This is a genomic window from Pseudomonas sp. NPDC089407 (genome assembly GCF_044900445.1).
Lineage (GTDB): Bacteria > Pseudomonadota > Gammaproteobacteria > Pseudomonadales > Pseudomonadaceae > Aquipseudomonas.
This window is the reverse complement of record NZ_JBJDNB010000024.1, coordinates 39,947-60,492: the sequence shown is the minus strand read 5'-3', so window position 1 is coordinate 60,492 and position 20,546 is coordinate 39,947. Positions and strand designations below refer to the sequence as shown.

15 protein-coding genes are annotated in these 20,546 nt (G+C 63.7%); 6 read left to right on the top strand and 9 right to left on the bottom strand.

Going from position 1 to position 20,546, the window contains the following annotated elements:
• Window positions 1-25: 25 nt before the first annotated feature.
• A complete protein-coding gene (locus tag ACI2KG_RS18745) occupies window positions 26-5,185 on the bottom strand; it encodes an NEL-type E3 ubiquitin ligase domain-containing protein (protein WP_404662903.1) in 5,160 nt (1,719 codons plus the stop codon).
• A 211-nt stretch (window positions 5,186-5,396) separates the two neighbouring features.
• Between ACI2KG_RS18745 and dkgB the strand changes: the two genes are divergently transcribed.
• The 3 genes from dkgB to ACI2KG_RS18730 all read left to right on the top strand — a co-directional run bounded on the left by dkgB (window position 5,397) and on the right by ACI2KG_RS18730 (window position 8,240).
• Window positions 5,397-6,200, top strand: a complete 804-nt coding sequence (gene dkgB, locus ACI2KG_RS18740; RefSeq protein WP_404662902.1) for a 2,5-didehydrogluconate reductase DkgB — start codon at window positions 5,397-5,399, stop codon at window positions 6,198-6,200.
• Window positions 6,201-6,274: 74 nt separating this feature from the next.
• Window positions 6,275-7,456, top strand: a complete 1,182-nt coding sequence (locus ACI2KG_RS18735) for an MFS transporter (protein WP_404662901.1) — start codon at window positions 6,275-6,277, stop codon at window positions 7,454-7,456.
• Window positions 7,457-7,775: 319 nt separating this feature from the next.
• Window positions 7,776-8,240 (top strand): DUF1348 family protein, encoded by a 465-nt coding sequence (locus ACI2KG_RS18730; protein ID WP_404662900.1) that lies wholly within the window; start codon window positions 7,776-7,778, stop codon window positions 8,238-8,240.
• A gap of 65 nt (window positions 8,241-8,305) precedes the next feature.
• Here ACI2KG_RS18730 and ACI2KG_RS18725 read toward each other — a convergent pair whose 3' ends face one another.
• The gene (locus ACI2KG_RS18725) at window positions 8,306-9,634 is read right to left on the bottom strand and encodes a dermonecrotic toxin domain-containing protein (RefSeq protein ID WP_404662899.1); all 1,329 of its coding nucleotides are present in this window, start codon (window positions 9,632-9,634) and stop codon (window positions 8,306-8,308) included.
• 263 nt (window positions 9,635-9,897) lie between these two features.
• Between ACI2KG_RS18725 and ACI2KG_RS18720 the strand changes: the two genes are divergently transcribed.
• Window positions 9,898-11,046 (top strand): M14-type cytosolic carboxypeptidase, encoded by a 1,149-nt coding sequence (locus ACI2KG_RS18720; RefSeq protein WP_404662898.1) that lies wholly within the window; start codon window positions 9,898-9,900, stop codon window positions 11,044-11,046.
• 159 nt (window positions 11,047-11,205) lie between these two features.
• On the opposite strand, the gene ACI2KG_RS18715 is transcribed toward ACI2KG_RS18720, so the two are convergent.
• The 7 genes from ACI2KG_RS18715 to ACI2KG_RS18685 all read right to left on the bottom strand — a co-directional run bounded on the left by ACI2KG_RS18715 (window position 11,206) and on the right by ACI2KG_RS18685 (window position 17,550).
• The gene (locus tag ACI2KG_RS18715) at window positions 11,206-12,174 is read right to left on the bottom strand and encodes a spore coat protein U domain-containing protein (protein WP_404662897.1); all 969 of its coding nucleotides are present in this window, start codon (window positions 12,172-12,174) and stop codon (window positions 11,206-11,208) included.
• Window positions 12,171-14,468: a fimbria/pilus outer membrane usher protein gene (locus ACI2KG_RS18710; protein ID WP_404662934.1), complete on the bottom strand. Its 2,298-nt coding sequence runs from the start codon at window positions 14,466-14,468 to the stop codon at window positions 12,171-12,173. The genes ACI2KG_RS18715 and ACI2KG_RS18710 overlap by 4 nt, the downstream gene beginning before the upstream one ends.
• A gap of 108 nt (window positions 14,469-14,576) precedes the next feature.
• The gene (locus tag ACI2KG_RS18705) at window positions 14,577-15,353 is read right to left on the bottom strand and encodes a molecular chaperone (protein WP_404662896.1); all 777 of its coding nucleotides are present in this window, start codon (window positions 15,351-15,353) and stop codon (window positions 14,577-14,579) included.
• A gap of 40 nt (window positions 15,354-15,393) precedes the next feature.
• On the bottom strand, window positions 15,394-15,897 hold the full coding sequence (locus ACI2KG_RS18700; RefSeq protein ID WP_404662895.1) for a spore coat U domain-containing protein: 504 nt from the start codon (window positions 15,895-15,897) through the stop codon (window positions 15,394-15,396).
• A 3-nt stretch (window positions 15,898-15,900) separates the two neighbouring features.
• The gene (locus ACI2KG_RS18695; RefSeq protein ID WP_404662894.1) at window positions 15,901-16,434 is read right to left on the bottom strand and encodes a spore coat U domain-containing protein; all 534 of its coding nucleotides are present in this window, start codon (window positions 16,432-16,434) and stop codon (window positions 15,901-15,903) included.
• Window positions 16,435-16,452: 18 nt separating this feature from the next.
• Window positions 16,453-16,989 (bottom strand): spore coat U domain-containing protein, encoded by a 537-nt coding sequence (locus ACI2KG_RS18690; RefSeq protein ID WP_404662893.1) that lies wholly within the window; start codon window positions 16,987-16,989, stop codon window positions 16,453-16,455.
• 33 nt (window positions 16,990-17,022) lie between these two features.
• Complete coding sequence (locus ACI2KG_RS18685; protein WP_404662892.1) at window positions 17,023-17,550, bottom strand: spore coat U domain-containing protein; 528 nt, start codon at window positions 17,548-17,550, stop codon at window positions 17,023-17,025.
• A gap of 269 nt (window positions 17,551-17,819) precedes the next feature.
• Here ACI2KG_RS18685 and ACI2KG_RS18680 point away from each other — a divergent pair, with 269 nt between their 5' ends.
• Both ACI2KG_RS18680 and ACI2KG_RS18675 read left to right on the top strand, forming a co-directional pair.
• Window positions 17,820-20,057 (top strand): ATP-binding protein, encoded by a 2,238-nt coding sequence (locus ACI2KG_RS18680; RefSeq protein WP_404662891.1) that lies wholly within the window; start codon window positions 17,820-17,822, stop codon window positions 20,055-20,057.
• A gap of 15 nt (window positions 20,058-20,072) precedes the next feature.
• Window positions 20,073-20,534 carry a response regulator gene (locus ACI2KG_RS18675; protein ID WP_400617410.1) on the top strand — a complete coding sequence of 154 codons (462 nt, stop codon included), beginning with the start codon at window positions 20,073-20,075 and terminating at the stop codon, window positions 20,532-20,534.
• The last annotated feature ends 12 nt before the right edge of the window (window positions 20,535-20,546 follow it).

Genomic DNA, 20,546 nt, shown 5'->3' with positions numbered 1-20,546 from the left:
TCAAGCCTGTGGAGGTCGCTGAACCTCAGGCTCGACGTCCAGGTGCCCGCAAGGTCAACTGCGGCTGCTGCTCCTGCGCCGCCCTTGCCTGCTCCTCCTGCAGCCGCACCACAGCCTGCCGTATGCGCAGCAGGGTCGCCTCGTTCAGGCGGTTATGCTCGAGGTTGGCATACTGCGGGTGCGCTTCAACCCAGGCCAAAGCCTGCTCACTCAGCGTCTCTATGCGATTACCTCGCAAATCCACTACCAGCTCCGGGTGGCTCTGCAGCAAACCAAGCGGAAAACTGCGCAGGCCACTATCCCGCAGGGACAGGTATTGCAGGTGAACGTTGAAACGCAATTGTGGCAGCGCACCTAACGGGTTTCTGCCCAGGGTGAGCACTTGCAGGCTGGAAAACCACTCCAGTCGTGGCTGGCTTTCGACATCCAGCGTGATGTGGTTGTCGTGCAGGTACAACTCGACCAGTCTGCCCAACTGATTGAGCCCATAGGGTACCGTCGTCAACTGATTGCCGCCCAAGTTGAGCGTTCTGAGCCGTGCCAGACTCATCAGTCCACTTGGCAGATCGGCCAGTAGATTGCCACTGAGTTGCAGGTTTTCCAGACTTACCAGCTGCATTAGCCGCTCTTCCAGGCGCGTCAACTGGTTGAACGAAAGATCCAGACTGCTCAGTTGCGTCAACCGTTCCACTGCAGCGGGCACTTCGCTCAGATCATTGCCGCTCACGTCCAGTTCTACCAGTTGGCCCAGGTGCTCCAGCCCTTCAACCGTACTTAGCTGGTTACCACCCAGTCTGAGCCGCTGCAAGCGTGGCAAATGCTCAAGCCCATCCAGCGTAGCCAACCGGTTACCGGACAAGTCCAGCACTGTCATATTGGGAAAGCGGCTGAGGAAATCTGCGTCCACCCTTCTGAGCTGCTGGTTGCACAAGGTGAAGCTGTTCAACCGGTCAAACATGATACCCGGCGCCAGCCTTGGTAACGAACTGATGCCCTGCCCGCCCATCTCGGTATCCGCAGACTCCCCACCCCCCCGGTACTGTGACTGCCATAAGTTGCGCAGCACATTCGCCAGATGTGTTCGCCCGACATGTTCGGGGTCGCCCTCCTGACCTCGCCAAAGCTGAAGGCTTTCTTCAAGACGCCGGGATAGATGAGCGAACGCACGGGTGCCCGGGCCATGTGGCGGTTGCAGGCGGTACCAGGCCCAAGCGTTTCCACGGGCAAGGCTCAACGTCAACGCCTGCTCTGCGGCACTGCGCTCTGCTGCGTCAGCCCCGGTCAACCCTGCAAATTGATCGGCATACGCCAACCGCACATGGTCTTGCCAGAAGCGTTGCTGCGCGAGGAACTGGCTGAGCTGATCAGCGCTCTCAGCCTCATAAACAGCCGCTTCCGCCGCAACCAGATCCTCCGACGTCACGCTGCTAACATGGTCGAAGTCGAGGTACCTGGGCTGGCCGTATAGCCCTAATGGCTCGGCAAGCCGGGTACGCAATGCCAGGTAGACTTCGTTGTCATTGACGTGCTGGCCGCTTGCCTGCAAATTTTCAATATGCCTGGCAGCAATGCGGTTCAACTGATCGAGCCGGAATTGCTCACGGCCCAGGTCGCGCAGCTCTCGCTCCAGGCGCCGGCCGCGCATGCCCTCCGTTCGCAACGCCACCTTCAAGCCGACCACCATTTCATCAAGCGTGGTGATGCGCCGAGGCATAGTTGTCATCTGGAACAGTGTTTCCCGGACCAACGTGTGACGATACATGGCCCAGAGCAGTTCATTGACCTGGCGACGAACGTCAGCCGGATCGTGCGCATAAGCCTCGCCGTTGCGCAGTTCTTCAAGAAATACAAAGAAGCCGACGCTGTCAGCATCTTGATTAAGGGTCTGCCACTCGGTTCGACATTGCGCAACAAACTGCTGGTTCATGCCTTCGAACCAGGGGTCTCCTGCTTGCGGCTGCAATTCGGCAACGGGCGGTGCTTGCGCAGCCAAACGCTCGAGGGCTGCCGCAGACAGCGGGTTACCCTGCAAGCGCACGCGGTCAGGACTGAGGCGTAGCGCCTGTGCTTGTGCTTCAGTCACCTCGACAATCTGGTTGTTGCGCAGGTCGACCTGCTGCAACCGGGTCATGTGAGGCGTCTGCGGGATCATCGTCAGACGGTTTTGCGACAAGTCCAGGCGCTGTACATTCGGGAACCGGGCAAGAAAGCTGTCGGCCGCGGCAGTGAGGTTCATGTCGCGCAGGTTCAGCGTAGTAATATGGGTAAAACTCACCGACTCGGGAAGCGCTGGCAGCGCTCCCAACCTGAACCCCGCCAGGTCCAGCGAGTATTCCCCGTGCTCCCCAGCAGCTTGCCTCTGCCAGGCACGCCGGATACGGCGGGCCATGCGTATCCGCCTGATCAGCTGTATCGGCCCGCTCGCCTGCCGGCGCCATTGCCCCAAAGCCCTATCCAGTGCGCGCAGTTGCTCGCACAGGTTCAAGAAGCGGTTCCACGGCAACACCCCCTGCCGCCGCGCGTTCGCCACAAACTCATCCACAAGGTCGTCACCCTGGGCAAAAAGTAACTGCATCCCGCGCCGCAATGCGCTGTTACTGCTCTCGCCCCGACCGCTCATGGGGTAGCCTAGCCGCCCATCGCCGAGCCGCAAGGGCGGCCTGAAGCCAAGCCCGACCGGCGCCATGCCTAGCAGCGTGGCGACCCTGTCACGCTGCCCGGCCGCCCACTGAGCCATTGCACGCGACAGTGCCTCGGGCGATTCGCCGGCGTTGCCCAAGGCGCTTTTCTGCCAAGGGTCAAGTTGCAGCCTCAATGCTTCAAACAGGGTGTCGCCGGCCTGCGCAAGGGGCAGCGGCTGCCCGTTTGCATCCAGGGCCAGGTAACCACGTTCACCCCTGACCACCGTGCGCACCTTGCTAGAGTCCCGTACACCGGCCCAAGCGATCATTTCGCCACTGGGCGAGGCCGTGCGCAGCTCAACGCGCACGTTGCGCCAGGGCGCACGGTCGGCAATCAGGCCCAAGGCCAGTTGTTCGGTATCACGATTGAGCGCTGCCGCCTGCAGCAAGCCGGCACAGGCGCGGTCAAGGCGCGCATCACGCAGGGACCAGTGCGCGTGCTCGGCCATGTCCAACGGTACGCGTTGTCGCGCCTGCATCTGTTCCAATGATGCCTCGCTGGCCTGTTCGACAAGCTCCCGCGCACCGTTGCCACTCAAACCGGGGAAGTCCCTGCGTAACAAGGCCTCGACTGCGCTGGCGGCCGGCTGTTGTGCTTGCACGTACTGCTCGAAATCCTCCCCCGACAATTCGGGCGCCTGGGCATGCAGTTGGTATCGCTGCACCGCGTCACGCAGGCGAGCGGGCGGGGGCTGCTGGTCCAGATGCAGGCGGCGCAACTGGTCGTCAGTAAACCCCGTGGCATACAACACATTCTCTGCCGTCTGCGCATCGAGCTGCGCCCAATCGCGCTGTAGCCCCTGCAGCAGTTCCAGCCTGTCCTGCCATTGCAACGGGCTCTCCAGCTCATGGCGCCAGCCACCGGCGCCGTTGTCTTCGATCAGCGGCGCATGGGCATCGGCGCGCCGTGGGTGGCGGATGCGCCGCTGCTGCGTTTCAGCATCCAGGTAGGTCAGGTAGCTGGCAGCCGGGGTACGCAGGTACTCACCTTGCGCCGTATCGAGCAGCTCGGCTACTGCGCCGCGGTGCTCGACGGCATAGCCCGGCAAGGCCGGGTCGCACAGTTTCAATTCGCCGGCTGCAGTGTGCACAGGTACCAGCTGCTCGACGTGGGCGGCGCGGGCCAGGCGCTGCGTTGCCGCGCCTGCGCCCACATTCACCGCCGTCATGGCCACCGTCTCGGCCACGGCGTACAGGTGCTGCAGCGCCCCTTGACGGTTACCCAGCTGCCAATCGGCGTAACCTTCGTACACCTCGTCAGCCACCTGCAACGCGCTGATGCCTAACAGCGGCAAAGCCAGCACTGGCAGGGCAAAACTGGCCAGGCTCAACGCATCCAGAGCCACACCGAGATAAAAATGCAGGCGCCGGTCACGCACCCGTGCATCTACCTGGGCGGTGGGTACGGCGTGCACGCGGCCATTCTCCAGCAAGGTGTCGATATGCAGCTTGCGCAGGTACGCAAACAATGGCTGCCCGATAGGCTCACGGCGGCCGTCAAGCGGTACCGGTGCATCCAATGCACTGCCAGCCAGCGCTTTGCTCAAGGCTTGCATGTAGGCTTCGCGGTCCTGCTCGCCGATGAAGCGCTGAAAGAAGTCGACGTAACCTGGCAAGCGGAACTGTTTGCCCAGGGTAAGGAATAGCTGCCCCCAGGAGGTATACCAGGTCAGGGGGCCGCTGGGGTCGTCAGGGATCCAGCACAGTATGCCCTCCCCGCCCCCGCCGGTAGCCGCCTGATCATCCAGTTCGAACGCCACCGCACCGCGGACCTGCAGGCCAAATACCCGCAACTGCCTCGGCTTCACGCCGGGTAGCAACGAACCATCGGTCGCGCACAGGGCAACCAGCGGTGTGCAAAGGCCCTGCGCCCGTCCGGTGATTTCGCCGTTGGCCAGCGACAAGCGCAGCGCCGCCTCCAGATTGGCGCGGATACTGAGCTCAAAGAGCGTCTCGATGCGGCTGCCGGCTTCCCCTCCCGGGTTCAATTGCGCACGCAGATAAGACTGGTACTGCCCACCCACATCCAGTGCCCGGCACAGGCTGTAAAAGCGCGACGGCCGCAGCGTGCAGCGCCGTCCGCGCTCATCCAGCAGCACCGTGCCTGGCATGATCGCGCTGTTGGGTGCTTCAGCCTCGGTGAAGTTATGCATGGCCGCTTGCAGGAGGCTATGCTCGTACACCTGCTCTTTGATCCCGTCGGGAATGTGGCTGATATACGAGGGGAAGCGCAGCAAGGCCTTGCGCCGCAGCTTCGCCCGACGAACATCCAGTGTCAGCGCAAGCTGGGCCTGCAACTCATGCCGCAGCAGCGGCTCGGCGAAGGCATCCGCCGTTGCAATGTTTGCCAGCAGATCGTGCAACTGCTGTTGCAACAGCTGTTGACGACGCTGGCTCTCGTGCAAGCCGTACAGGTTATCCAATGACGTTGCGCTCAGCCAGGCCGGCAGCCGGCTGGCAATCAAGGCGTCGGTGGAGTCGTCAGAAAAATTCGAACTGGCCATCGCGGGCTCCTGTGGGCGAAAGCTGCGATTTGACCATTGCACTGCGGGTCATCTGCCTATTCATTGCACCACCCGCTCCGCCTCGTTGTGCAGCTATCGGCAGCAACCCTTGACTTTGCGGCAAAGGTCCTTGGCCCCGGCCCGGCTTAATCAATTGAGGGTAACCGCCCACACTGTTGCCCTACCCGATCATTCCCCCAGGAGAACCAGCATGAGCATCCCTACCTTTGGCCTCGGCACGTTCCGCCTCACCGGCCAGGCCGTCATCGACTCGGTCAAGTCAGCCCTCGAACTGGGCTACCGAGTCATCGACACTGCACAGATTTACAAGAACGAAGCTGACGTGGGCCAGGCCATCGCCGAAAGCGGCGTGCCGCGCAGCGAGCTGTTCATCACCACCAAGATCTGGGTCGACAACTACGCTGCCGACAAACTGATCCCCAGCCTGCGCGAAAGCCTGCAGAACTTGCGCACCGACTACGTCGACCTGCTGCTGATCCACTGGCCAGCCCCCGGCAACGGCGTTGAACTGCGCGAATACATGACCGCCCTGGCCGAAGCGAAGAAACTGGGCCTGACCCGTCAGATCGGCGTGTCCAACTTCAACATCGAGCTGACCCGCCAGGCCATCGAAGTGGTCGGCAAGGGCGAAATTGCCACCAACCAGATCGAGCTCAGCCCGTACCTGCAGAACAGCAAGCTGACTGCGTTCCTCAAGGAGCAAGGCATCACCGTCACGTCGTACATGACCCTGGCCTACGGCAAGGTGTTGAAAGACCCGGTTTTGGCCGAGATCGCTGCCAAGCACAAGGCCACCCTCGCCCAGGTTGCCCTGGCCTGGGCCCTGCAGCTGGGCTACGCGGTCATCCCGTCGTCGACCAAGCGCGAGAACCTGGCCAGCAACCTGCTTGCCCGAGACCTGAAGCTGGACGCCGACGACATGGCGCGTATCGCCAAGCTCGAGCGCAACGGCCGCGAAGTCAGCCCTGACGGCCTGGCGCCAAACTGGGATTGATCTGCCCCCTACGCGGCTGCTCCGGTGGCCGCCCTAGGCTTTGTACTCAACCTGCTCACAGTCGGAGATTCTCGATGAGCGCTCTTTCCTCCAGCAAGGTCCTGTTCGCCCTGGCGATCGGTGCCTTTGGCATCGGCACCACCGAGTTTACCCCGATGGGCCTGCTGCCGGTGATTGCCCAAGGCGTGGATGTGAGCATCCCCAGCGCCGGCATGCTGATTACCGCCTATGCCATTGGCGTAATGGTCGGCGCGCCGATCATGACGTTGCTGTTCAGCCGTTTCGGCAAGCGCGCTGCGCTGATGGCACTGATGGCGATCTTCACCCTGGGCAACCTGCTGTCGTCGCTGTCGCCAGACTACTACACCCTGCTCGCCTCGCGTCTGGTCACCAGCCTCAACCATGGGGCGTTCTTCGGCCTCGGTGCAGTGGTTGCCGCCAGCGTGGTGCCCAAGGACAAACAGGCCAGCGCCGTAGCCACCATGTTCATGGGCCTGACCATCGCCAACATCGGCGGCGTGCCGGCCGCCACCTGGGTCGGCCAGCAGGTTGGCTGGCGCATGGCCTTTGCCGGCACTGCTGTGCTGGGCCTGCTGGCCATGGCCGCGTTGTGGTATGCCCTGCCCAAGGGGGAACGTGGCAGCGTGCCGCATGTGCGCAAGGAACTGGCCGTTATCGCCCGCCCCAGCGTGCTGCTGGCCATGGCCACCACCGTGCTGGGTGCCGGTGCCATGTTTACCTTGTACACCTACGTGGCGCCGGTGCTGGCCGAACTGACTGGCGCTTCGGACAGCTTCGTTACCTTGGGCCTGGTGCTGATCGGGGTTGGCTTTACCCTCGGCAACAGCCTGGGTGGCCGCCTGGCCGACTGGTCGCTTGACGGGGCAGCGCGGATTTTCCTCGCGGCGCTGGCAGTGATCATGCTGCTGATGCCGCTGGTGCTGGGCAGCCATGTCGGTGCCGCCATCGCCTTGCTGGTGTGGGGCATGTTCACCTTTGCCGTAGTGCCGCCGCTGCAAATGCGCGTGATGATCGCCGCCATCGAGGCGCCGGGGCTGGCTTCGTCGATCAACGTCGGCGCGTTCAACCTGGGTAATGCCGTAGGTGCGGCGCTGGGTGGCGCAGTAATCAGCCTTGACCTGGGCTATGCCGCCGTACCGATGGCCGGTGGCGTGCTGGCGGCGGCCGGACTGTTGCTGGTCTGGCTAGGTGGGCGGAGCAAGGTAACAGACAACAGGGCTACCGACCCAGCCTAAAGATACTCGAGCTCTGTGGGAGCCGCGCTTGCCGGCGATGGGCTGCGCAGCGGCCCCAAAATCTCAAGTCAATCACAATCAGTCGAAATGGTGTCGCCTGCATTGGGGCTGCTGCGCAGCCCATCGCCGGCAAGCGCGGCTCCCACAAGACCACGTCAAATTAGAGAGTCATATGTTGTTCTGTATCAAGCAGATCAACGCCTGTTTGTTTCACTGAGCGAAACAGTGAAATGCCTCCTGCACCGATGTCCGGACACGACCGAGCGTACTACGCTACTCCCTGCCAACCCGCCCCAAGCCCGCCCCAAGGAGTACTCCGATGTCCCGCCCACCGCTGCCCCCTTTCACCCGCGAAAGCGCCATCGAAAAGGTTCGCCTGGCCGAGGACGGCTGGAACAGCCGCGACCCGGCCAAGGTCACACTGGCCTACACCCCGGACACGGTCTGGCGTAACCGTGTCGAGTTCCCCCGCGGCCGTGTCGAGGTCGAGGCGTTCCTCACCCGCAAATGGCACCATGAACTGGAGTACCGCCTGATCAAGGAGCTGTGGGCCTTTACCGGCAACCGCATCGCCGTGCGCTATGCCTACGAATACCACGACGACAGCGGCCAGTGGTTCCGCGCCTATGGTAACGAGAATTGGGAATTTGCCGATGACGGCCTGATGCAGAACCGCCATTCAAGCATCAACGAACACCCCATCAGCGAAGCAGAGCGCAAGTTCCACTGGCCGTTGGGCCGGCGCCCGGACGATCACCCCGGCCTCAGCGAACTGGGGCTCTGATCAACCTCCGCGTCGCCTGCTTCGCGGGCGTGCCCGCTCCCAATTTCCTCGGTTTGGCTGTCGATCTAGGCTTGGCGCGTTAATGCCACGTTCACTGCCACACTGAACGCGTGCTCCAGCGCGCCTTGGCGCTCCGCCAGTTGCCAGTCGACGTAGCCTTCATAGACATCACCGACCACTTGCAAAGCGCCGATCGCCAGCAATGGCAACCCCAGTCCTGGCACATAGAAACTTGCCAACCCCAGCAGGTCGAGACCGAGGCTTGCGTAGAATTGCAGGCACCGATCACGCTCGCCGCTGTCCTGCTCGGCAGTGGGCACTGCCAGCACCTTTGCATCGTCGAACAGGGTGTCGAGCAGGGTCTGGCGCATGTGCTGGAACAGTGGCTCATGGATGACCTCATGACGCCCGTCGAGCACCACCGCTGCATGCCCGCTGCCCTGCGCCATGGCGTGGGCCAATGCCAGCGTGTAGCGCTCACGGTCTCGTTCGCTTACAAAGCGCTGAAAGTACTCTGGGTAGCCCGGCAGACGGAAGCGCACGCCCAAGGCCTGGAACAGTACGTCCCAGGATGCGTGCCAGCTTATCGCACCGTGGGGGTCATCAGGCAACCAGCACAACACACCTTGCAGTTGCCCCTCGCCTTGTCCTTGACGATGGAGTTCGAATGCGACCGCGCCACGCACTTGAATGCCCAGAACACCCAGCGCCGCCGGGCGCATCCGCGTTACCACCCCTGGCGTAGCAGCGATCGCCGCCAAACATTGGATCAACGCCGTTTCATCGATATCGCCGCGCAGAGCCGCCAGGCGCAGGGCTACTTCAAGTACATGGCGCTGGCCTTGCTCAAGCAATGTGGCAACGCCCGGCGCCAGCAGTTGCTGCCTGAGATGGGCCTGATACTGCCCACCGAGGTCGAGTCTGCGGCATTGACCGGCAAAGGCCCTCGCTGCCATGGGCAAGGGTTCACCCATGGCATCCAGCAGTTTGGATGAGTCCATCAATCCCGATGACTTGGCTTCGCCATCACTGAAGTTTTGCAGCGCGCAGACCAGCAAGCTGTGCTGCAACGTGCGCTTGCGAACGCCTCCCGGCGCTTCTGGTCGCGCAGCGGGGTAATGTTCGGGCAGAGGCATCTGCAATTCTGCCTTGCGTACATCCACTGAGCACGCGAGCTGCTCGAAGAGCATCTTCTCAAGCAAAGGGGCTGCGAACTCATCCAATGGCGTCAGGCTGCCAAACAACGCCTCCAAACGCTGCTGCACTGCCTGTTGCTCTCGCAAACAGACATGCAGTTCAAGCAGGCGCGGTGCTGGGGCCTGCGTCAGCCACCCGGGCAAGCGGCTGGCGACCAGGGTATCGATGGAGTCGTCGGATGGTGGTGGGGTTGGCATCTTGGGCCTCTCCTTGTTGGAAAGGCTCATTACAACCTGTAGCGCAGGGCGGCGGCGGTAGGTATGCATGGCCTGTAGGCCCCTCCTTTCCTGTAGGGCGGCCAGCTGGCAGCCGGGGCAATGGCTTGACTGACTGGCAATAGGGCACGCCCGCTCCCAGGTTCAGCACAGCATCTCACCCAGCGCAAACCGGTAGTTGCGCCCTGGCCCAGCCAAGCCGTGTACAGTACCCCCACAACAACGCCCGCAAAGGAGCCCGGCCCATGACCGTGAAGCTGTCCCCCCTGACGATCGACTGCGATTTCGACTCCGGCAACATCCAGGTGCTGGATGCCAGCAACCCGGCCCAGGTACGCCTGGCCATCCGCCCGGACACCCACAGCGGCCACTACCAGTGGTTCCATTTCAAGGTCAGCGGGCTGACGCCGGGCCAGGTCCATCGCTTCAGCCTCGACAACGCCTCCGGCTCCTCGTACAAGAATGCCTGGAGCGGCTACAACGCCGTGGCCAGCTACGACCAGCAAAACTGGTTCCGCGTGCCTAGTCAGTTTGACGGCACGGCGCTGTCGTTCGAACTGAAGGCTGAACAGGACCAGGTCTGGTTCGCCTACTTCGAACCCTACCCCCGCGCCCGCCACAACCAGTTGATCGAACGTGCCCGGCAGTTGCCTGGCGTCGAGTTGCTGGCCAGCGGCCGTAGCGTGCAGGGCCGCGACATTCCCTTGCTGCGCGCCGGTAACGGTGCCGAGGGCAAGCGCAAGCTGTGGCTGATCGCCCAGCAGCACCCGGGCGAGCACATGGCCGAATGGTTCATGGAAGGTGTGATCGACCGCTTGCAGGCCAACGACGCCGCGGTTCTGCAGTTGCTGGCCAAGGCCGACCTGTATCTGATCCCCAACATGAACCCCGACGGTGCGTTTCTCGGTCACCTGCGCACCAACTTCAAGGGCAAGGACCTCAACCGCGCCTGGCAGGACGCCAGCGTCGAGTTCAGCCCGGAAGTATTCTTTGCCCAGGCGCAGATGAAGCAGTACGGTGTGGATGCGTTCATCGACGTGCATGGCGACGAAGAGATCCCGCATGTATTCACCGCCGCGTGCGAAGGCAACCCGGGCTACACGCCGCGACTGGCCAGGCTCGAAGAGCAATTCCGCAGCACCCTGTGCAGCGTGACCCGCGACTTCCAGACGGTGTATGGCTATACCCGTGACGAACCTGGGCAGGCCAATACCACGCTGGCCTGCAACGCAGTGGGCATGGCACATGACTGCCTGTCGCTGACGCTGGAGATGCCGTTCAAGGACCATGACGACGCACCGAATGCCGTTACCGGGTGGTCGGGCGCGCGCTCCAAGGCACTGGCCGGCGCGGTGCTGGAGACCCTGGCGAAGATGGTTGGCGACTTGCGCTGAGCCGCACGTTGTGCGGTCTTTGCAGGAGCGGCCTTGTGTCGCGATCGGGCCGCAACGCGGCCCCGGATTTCAGCTTCACCGCATGGATTGCCGGGGCCGCGTTGCGGCCCGATCGCGACACAAGGCCGCTCCAGGGACCGTTTCAGCCCGCACACTGCGTCAGAACTGCACATCCAGGATCACACTGTCGGTATAACTCGCCGCCGGCGGCGTGGCTTGGTCGGTGTAGACCTTGGCGTTGTAGTTGAACACCTGGCTGCCGGTGCCGGTGCCCGCCCCGGGGTTCACATCGGCATCGCTGCTGGCACGCCGTGCCGCACCTGACGCCCCCCAGCGTACGGTACCGGCACTTTTGAAAATATCGTAGGCCAGGTAATTGTTGGCCGGCGATTTCATCCGTCGCCGTCCGCTGGCTACGTTCAGGCCGTCATCCAGCCCCACGGTGTAGTTGCTGCCCTTGGTGCACGACACGCTCAGGCTCTGGCTCACCGTAGCAAAAGCCGCCACGACCGGGGCACTGCCAAAACTGATGTTGGGCGTGGTGATCTGGCAGTCGTTGGTCACTGTCAAACTGACCGTAAGGTTCTGCGTACCCGCGCCAACGTCACGCCCGATGCAAAGCCCACCAATGGCTATCCCCTCACAGTAGTTCCACGCCCAACTCAGGCTCAGGGTTTCCTGATACAGCCCGGCGGCGACGTTACTGCCGACCTGGGTACGGATATACAGCGGCACTGTCTTCGGCGTGCCGCCGAGCAGGCCGAGCAAATCGAGAATACCGGTGCGGCCGAACTCGAAGGCGACGTTGCGGGTCACCGGGTAGTTGGTGGTGGCATCTGCGTACAACGTATAAGGGATGACATCACCGGTCGGCCCCTTCAACCCCCCGGTTGCCGGCAACACGGTCAGCTTGAACGAGTCAGTGGTGCTGAGCACGCTCAGCACCGTACCGTTGCACTGCAGCCCCCCATTGGTGGTGGAGGCCGTCTGCACCGTGGTGCGCACCTGGGTTGAATTGAGCGAGCCAAACAGTACCGGCGCAGTGGCTACCACCCCGCACTTGGCCCAGGCCGAACCCGCGCACAGCAACAAGGCGCAGGCCGACATTACGCGCCAGGCGGCCTTCATTTGCATACCAGTGGGCCGATCAGCGGGACCGTACCTTCGGCCTCGGGCAGGTCGAAGGCCACCTGGCAATGCCCGCCGCCCTCGTTATCCACCCGCAGGCGGTTTTGCGGCGAGAGGTTTTCCAGGTACACCAGGCCATCCCAGCCAACCACTGCCTGGCTGCCGGTTTGCTCATGGGTAACGCGGCTGCCCAGCTTGAGCGGCTGCTGGTTGGCGTCCACCAGTTCGATGCTGGCCGCCAGCACGCGCTTGAGCGGGAACTCGAGCAGGTAGCCACTGCCCCGGCGCACGGCCACGCGCTGCTCCACATTCGGCGCCAGCACATCGGGTGGCAGCTCCATCGGGTCGATTTCGTACTTGCCGCGGTAGTAACCGCTGCTATAAGGCACCAACAAGTGGCCGCCGGCATCGGTGCGACCAACCTCCTGGTTCTCGTAGCGCACCGGTACGTCAGCGTAACCGTCAGTGCTCACCACTACAAAGGCGTCGTCAATGCGGTTGGCGGCGAACAGGCCGGCATCCATCCACACCAGCGACCCACTGGCGTCGGCCCAACGGGTCATCTCGCCACTACTGCCATACACGCCCGCCTGCAATTGCACCGACTGCAAACGCCAGGTGACGTCGACCTGGCGATAGGCATCGCGGTCGCTCCCGGTGGCGTAGCCCAGGTTGTAACCAACCCCGGTCCCCACCGGCACTGCACGGCTGTAGTTGACCCGCTGCAGGCGCTCACCTTCCTGGTTGCGTTCCATGCCCACCGCCAGGGTGCCGTGGGTGTCGAACGGGATCACCAGTTGCGCCTGCACCGCCCACTGGCTGTCGCCGACTTCGCGGTTGGCCGACAGGTACACGCTGCTGCCGCCCCACAGCGGCCGGCTGTAACTCAAGTTGATCAGCCGGGTGCGGGTACCGTCACCTGCGCGCACGTCAAAGTAGCCAGCGCCGATATTGCCGTATTCATTCAGGTTGAGGCTGAAGGTGACCTGTTCGCTGCTTTTGCTCAGTTGCATGTCCGGGGTATCGACCCGGGTCAGGTCGGCATACTCGCCATGGCGTTGCAGGCGCTGGTAGCTGAAGCCGATGCGCTGGCTGTTGTACTGGTAGCCAAGGGCGACCTGGTGGCCCTTGTCGCCGTCGAACTGGCTTTGCGCAAGGGCGGCGTTGAGTACGCCAAAGTTGCCCAGCCGCATGTTGCCACCCAGGCCGCCAAGCATCAGCGATTCAGCGGTTTCGGCATGGGTTTCCAGGGTGAACGCGTCGCTCACCCCGTAACGCAGGTTGGCCGAGGCAACACCTGGCCCGTAGCCGAAGTCGCGCACGCCGTAATCGCGACGCAGGCTACCGGCCGCTACCGAATAATCCGACAGGCCTTTCTGCAAGAGGCTGCTGGTGACGTAGAACGGCAAGGTGGTCGACACCTGCCGGCCAAGCGCATCGGTAGTGACCACCACCGCTTCACCCGCGCCATTGATGAAAGGCACGTTGGTCAGGGTGTAAGGGCCGGGTTGCAGCTCGGTGGTACTGGACTTGTAGCCGTTGATGAACAGGTCGAGTGAGGTCGGTACTGCAGCCTCTCCGGCAAACGCCGGCAATGGATACGTGACCAGGTCGGGCCGTGCGGCGAAGTCACGTGACAATTGCAGGCCGCCGACCCGCACCGAACTGGTCCAGGGCAGGGCACCGGTCACAACGTCACCGGCTTCATAGGTCAGCAGGCGCTGCTCGTCGGTAAAGCGCCAGGTGGTGTCGTAACGCAAAAAGCCCTGGCGCGTGTCGTCGGCCTGCGCGCCACTGAAGGACTGCCGCCATTGCCCGGTGCTGGAAAAGGTGCCCCAGCTGTCAAACAGGCGCAGCTCGTTCCAGGCGGCCAGGTAGGTGCCGGCGTCATCGGTGTCGTTCAGGTACAGGTCATAGTTGAACAACGCGCCGAAGCTGCTGCGCGCATCGCTGGGCGGGTACAGGTTGCGGTCACCCACCTGCTGGTCCGGCAACCACGCGGGCGGCACTTGCAACAGCAGGCGCTGGTTCTGGCTGTCATAGTCAGTGTGCAGCCCGTTGACCGCCTCCAGGGCGATCTCACCCTGGGGGTCACCCGGCAGTGATACCCCGGCGGCGCGCAAGACCTCGCTGTCCAGGTACAGTTGGCCCGCCCGCTGCTGTACCGGCACCAGCTCAGCCTTGGGCATCTGGTTGACCATCAGGTCGAGGTACAGGGTGGCGTCGGCGATGGCCGACATCTCCGTAGGCGGTGGGGGCAGGTCGTCGGCCAGCGCCAGCCCGGGGCCAACCATGGCCAGCCCCAGGCACCAGCGGCGCGTCCTCGCCGATAGCCATTTCACACACGGTATCCAACCATTGCCGGGTCCTCCCTGGCCCCTGCGCTGCATTCAATCGATCGCTCATTGCCCCTGGCGGATGGCATCCGCCGCGCTTTGGCCGTTCACCCGCCCCTTCAATACACTGCCGGCATTCGTCGCAATCGGCGCTGGCCAGCGCATGCTGGCGCCCGGTAGCACATAGCCCAGCAGGCCCTCGACCAACGGTTTGCTCTGGCCGCCCTGCTGCACTACCACGTCGGTCAGGCGTGCGTGCACCGGGCCGGTGTTGCGCAGTTCCACGTAGGGCTTGCCCTGCACCAGCACCGGGCGCCAGCTGAGCTGCGGCTTGCCTACGCCTTCGGCATTGCGCTTGCCCTCGGGGTCAGCCTTGCCCCACAGGCCTTCGCCATAGACAAACAGCGGCACTGAATAGCGCATCTGCAGGCGGATGGCGGCCGTGGTACCGGGGCCGGCCTTGTCGACCGGGATAGCGGGGGGGATCTCGTCGATGATGATGCGGTAGGCCTGCTCCTGGCCGGCGGGTGACGCGCCGGTACGGGTCAGGCGGATCAGCTGCTTTTGCCCGGGGGCGATGTTGGCCACTGGCGGGCTGCCAATGATGTCGCGCTGGGCCTGGAACTGCTCCTGGTAATCACCCTGGCGCCAGGCGAATACCCGCACCTGCAGGTTGGCGGGGTCCGTACCGCGGTTTTCCAACCACAACGCACCGGCCTTCTGGTCGGCTTCCAGCACCGGGTCGATGGGCCAGATCAGCACCGAGGTGGCCGCACCGGCCGGCAGGCTTGCCAGCCACAACAATCCGATCAACCCACGCGCCCACTTCGCGCCTGCCCCCATGAAGCTCTCCTTAGACACTCGTCATTGATGGCACTGGCGATCACCAGGTCACCGTCACTTGCACGACATCGGTGTAAGTCCCTGCCGGCAGCTTGCCGGTCAACTGAACCCGCCCGTACACCGGCAGCTTGATGGCCGTGGCATCGGTATAGCTCACGGTCACGCTCTGCCCTATCCCCAGGCTCTGGCTATAAGCCGCATCCTGGTACAACTGGTACGCCAGCACCTGCGTGCCGCTGGTGTTCTTCAGGTTGCGCGTGCCACTGGCGCTGTTCTGGCCGCCGTCCAGGCTCATGCTCAGGGCCACGCCCGGGGTGCACTGGAAGGTGACCGTGGTGCCGCCCAGCGAGGTGCTGAGGATGCCGGTGGACAATGCCGACTGGGTGCCATAGTTCAGCACCCCGTAGTGGGTGACACCGCCCACCACCAGGCAACCGGCGACGATCTGCGCATTCACCGTGAAGGTACTGGTGGTTGCCGCATCCAGGGGTGCGGCCAGCAGCACGCCGATGCCGCTCAGGCCACCCGCCAGCCAGCCACGCATGGCTCAGAACGACAACTCGACCGCTACCGTGTCGGTGTACACCCCGGCCGGCAGACCTGCCTTGCCGCGCGCCTGGCCGTACAGGTTGACGGTTTGCGCCACACCGGTACTGGTCGGCAAGGTGATGGTGCCGTCGATGGCCAGCAAGGTCGTGCGCCCGGCGTCGGTGTAGAAGTCGTACGGCACGAAGTTGCCCGCGCCGTCCGCCAGCGCACGGGTACCGCCAGTCGACTGGCCGTCGTGGGTGCCCGCACGCACACGGATCGCCGGTACCGTGCCCGCCGAACAGAGGATGCTCATTGCCCCTCCGCTGCCGCCCAGCACCTGCGCGTTGGCCGTGGTGAACAAGGCATCCTGGGTACCGAAGTTGAGGGAACCGAAGTTCAGCCCCGAGGTACCCGAAGTGCCATTGACCTGGCAAGCCGCGGTCAGGGTCAGCGTCGAGCTGATGGTCCCGGTTACCGTGGCGGCCTGGGCCTGGGAAGCCAGGGCCAGGCCCAGACCGGCGAGGATGCAGCGTGAGAGGTTCGTTCGCATCGGAGTCTCCTTGCGTTGTTACCAGTCCAGGGTCACCCTGAGGGTGTCGCGGTACAGCCCGGCCGGCAGCGCGCGCGGTTGCGCCACGACCACGCCGTAGATGGGGATCGGTATCTGCTGGGTGCTGCTGATGGTGAAAGCGCGTGCCTGGCCGATGCCGTAGCGGCTGTTGCCCCCCGGGTCGACCGCCAGTTGGTAAGGGATCAACTGGTTGCCGTTGCTCAGCCGGCGAATGCCGTCATCGCCGTTCATGCCGCCGTTGATGCGCACGTTGAAAGCGCGTACCTCGGGTGTGCAGCTGATTTGCAGGCTGCCCTCGCCGCCCGCTTCATCTACCCGGCTGCGCAGCGGTTGGTCCCAGTTCGGGCCGCGCTCGCCGAAATCCAGCAACCCGGGGTTACCCAGGGTTGCCGGCTGCGTCTCGTTGCTGCTGATCTGGCAGGCGGCGCTGATCACCAGCCGCGCCTGAATGAACCCGGTGGTGGTGCCATGCGCCGCACCGCCGGGGATCAGCAGCGGGCCAAAGGTAAGCAGCAGGATCGAAGTACGGTTCATGGCATCGCGTCCTTGTGCATGGCGGCGTCGCTCCTACCAGGTGACCGTGACTTTGAGCAGGTCGGCGTACAGGCCGGCGTTCGGTACCCAGGCCAGCGGGTCGATACGCGCATACAGCGGGAGCTCGACCGAACCACTGTCCGGCACCCGGGCCGATTGCGCCACATTCACCGCCAAGGGTTCGCGCCAGGCCGCGTCACGGTAGAGGCGATAGGGGATGGGCCGCGCCTTGCTGTCGTCACTGGCCAGAAAGCGTACTTCGCCTACGCCGCCATGCTGGCCGCCGTCGACGCGTACTTGGTAAGGGGTATCGGGGTTGCACTCCAGGCGCGGCGGCCGCTGGTTCAGCAGCACACCGCTCAGTGGCGCACCCGGGCCGTTCAGGCGCGCCGCCGCACCCAGGTCGATTCGCCCTTGGGCCTGGGCACCCGCGTCGCGGGTCTGGTTGACCAGCATGCAGCCGCGCTCCACCAGCACGCGCACCTCTACCAGGAAATCCGCCGCCATTGCACCGCCACTCAACAGCAGGCCTAACAGCCCGGCCAGAAAACGCTCCGTCACCTTGTTGTCCTTATCGCTCTATGCTGACGTTGAGCGTAGCAGCGGGGTCTTGCCATGGCGCCGCTGGCTAACCGTTTTTTGGTATTAGCAACAAAGCGATAGCGCCCACTGAAAAAAAATCTGCACGGCACAGAACCCTCTCTGTCAGCAAGCCTCCAATGGCCAGATGCCGGTAATCGGCGCGGTATTCTGTTAGGGTGTATGGCTATCATCCTGCCTCAGACTCATGCGGCATGCATGGACCGATCATGACAGGAGCGTTTTCATCAATGACTGCAGACGACACACTTGCCCAGGCCGTCGAGCGCTGTGCGCAAGAGCCGATCCAGGTGCCCGGCAGTATTCAGCCCCACGGCTTCATGCTGGTGCTGGATGAAAGCGACCTGTGTGTGCGCCAAGCCAGTGAAAATGTCCAACAGTGGCTGGGCATGCCCGCCCTTGAACTGATTGGTTGCAGCTTCAGCGAACTGGTCAGCGACAGCTTTGACCTGCGTCTTCATCTAGGCCGCCTGCCTGAAGATGAAGTTTTCCCGTTCCACATCGGTGACGTGCATTTACGCCAGGGCGCGCTCCTGCACCTGCTGGTCCATCGTCACGACCAGGTACTGATCGCCGAATTCGAACCCCCTCGCCTGCCTGCCGACCTGGCCGAGCGTGGTGATTACTACCCGCTGGTGCGCAATTTCGTCGGCACCTTGCACCTGGCGGGCAGCCTCGAAGAGTTGCTCCAGCAGACGGTCGTGCAACTGAAGCGCATCACCGGTTTCGGCCGTATCAAGGCCTATCGCTTCGATGCCGCTGGCAATGGCCAGGTGCTGGCCGAGGTCGCCGACCCGGGGTACCCCAGCTACCTGGGCCTGTGCTTCCCCGCCTCGGACATCCCGCGCCAGGCGCGCGAACTGTACAAGGTCAACCGCATCCGCGTGATCGAAGATGCCAACTACCACCCTTCGCCACTGCTGCCCGCTGCCAATCCGCGCACCGGCAAGCCTTTGGACATGAGCTTCGCCGCACTGCGCAGCGTATCGCCCGTGCACCTTCAGTACATGCGCAACATGGGCACGCTGGCGTCGATGTCACTGTCGATCGTGGTCGAAGGCGAGCTGTGGGGGCTGGTGTCGTGCCACAACGAGCAGCCGCGCGCCGTAGACCTGCGTACCCGTACCGCGTGCGAGCTGCTGGCCAGCGTGCTGTCGCTGCAGATCGAGTCCCGCGAGTCCCACGCCAGCACGCACAAGCTGCTGCAACTGCGCCAGCATATCGTGCGCATGATCTCGTCGATGGCCGACCACGACAGCGTCAGCGACGGCCTGCGAGACTTGCCGGAGGTGCTGCTGGCCTTCGCCGGCGCGCAGGGCGCTGCGGTGATTTCCGCCGAACGCTGCGAGCTGATCGGTCATACCCCTCCCGAGGCGCAGGTCAATGCGCTGGTGCACTGGCTGTCCACGCAGGACGAAGGGCAGGTATTTCACAGCGACAACCTGGGCCGCGATGTCGATGAGCTGCCGGAACTCGCCGAGCATGTCGGCGGCGTACTGGCCGTGGCCATCTCGCAGATTCACTCCCACTACCTGCTGTGGTTCCGCCCCGAGCAGGTACGCACCGTGAACTGGGCCGGGCAACCGAGCAAGCAGGCCGGGGCGCACGGCAGGCTCGACCCGCGACACAGCTTTGAACGCTGGCAAGAAGAACTGCGCGGCTACTGCGAGCCGTGGGACCCACTGGTCATCGAAGGGGTCGGCGAGCTGCGCACAGCCGTGCTCGGCATCGTTTTGCGCAAAGCCGAGGAGCTGGCCCAACTGGCCGGCGAACTGCGCCAGTCGAACAAGGAGCTCGAAGCTTTTTCCTACAGTGTGTCCCACGACTTGCGGGCCCCACTGCGGCACATCGCGGGCTACACCGAACTGTTGGGCGAAATCGAAGGCCAGGGTTTGAGCGAGCGTGGCAAGCGCTTCCTGCAGCATATCGGTGAGGCCGCCCAGTTCGCCGGTAGCCTGGTGGACAACCTGCTCAACTTCTCGCAGATGGGCCGCTCGGCCCTGCGCATGTCGGACGTCGACCTCAACGCCCTGGTCGCAGCCATCCGTAACGAGTTGGCGCCCGACTACGCGGGCCGCGAGATCATCTGGGACATCACCCCTTTGCCGAAAGTAATCGGCGACCCGGCGTTCATCAACCTGGCCTTGCACAACCTGGTGGCCAACGCCATCAAGTACACCCGCGGTCGCACGCCGGCGCGCATTCGAATCAGCGCCATACAGCACCCGGATGAAACCGAGATCTGCATTCGCGACAATGGTGTAGGCTTTGACATGGCCTACGCCAACAAGCTGTTCGGCGTTTTCCAGCGCCTGCACCGCATGGAAGAATTCGAGGGCACAGGGATCGGCCTGGCGAGTGTGCGCCGCATCATCGAGCGCCACGACGGCCGCGTCTGGGCCCAAGGCAAGATCGACCAAGGCGCCACGTTCCATTTCACCCTTCCGCGCCACCCCGCGAAAACCTGAGGCACTGCTACCACCATGCTCAAACCCATCCTGCTGGTCGAAGACAACCCCCGGGACCTGGAGCTGACGCTCCTGGCCCTGGAGCGCAGCCAGTTGGCCAACGAAGTGATCGTGCTACGCGACGGTGCCGATGCGCTCGACTACCTGCTGCGCCGCAATGCCTACGCCGAACGCGATGACGGCAACCCGGCCGTGCTGTTGCTGGACCTGAAGTTGCCAAAAGTCGATGGCCTGGAGGTACTCAAGGAAGTACGCGGCACGCCTGAATTGCGCAGCATCCCGACCGTGATGCTGACGTCTTCGCGCGAAGAGCCCGACCTGCTGCGCGCCTACGAGCTGGGCGTTAACGCCTACGTGGTCAAACCCGTGGAGTTCAAGGAGTTCGTCGCCGCGATCTCCGACCTGGGGATTTTCTGGGCCGTGCTGAATGAACCACCACCCGGCTCGCTGCGCCTGAACCGACGCAGCGGCAACTGAGGCCAACGCAAC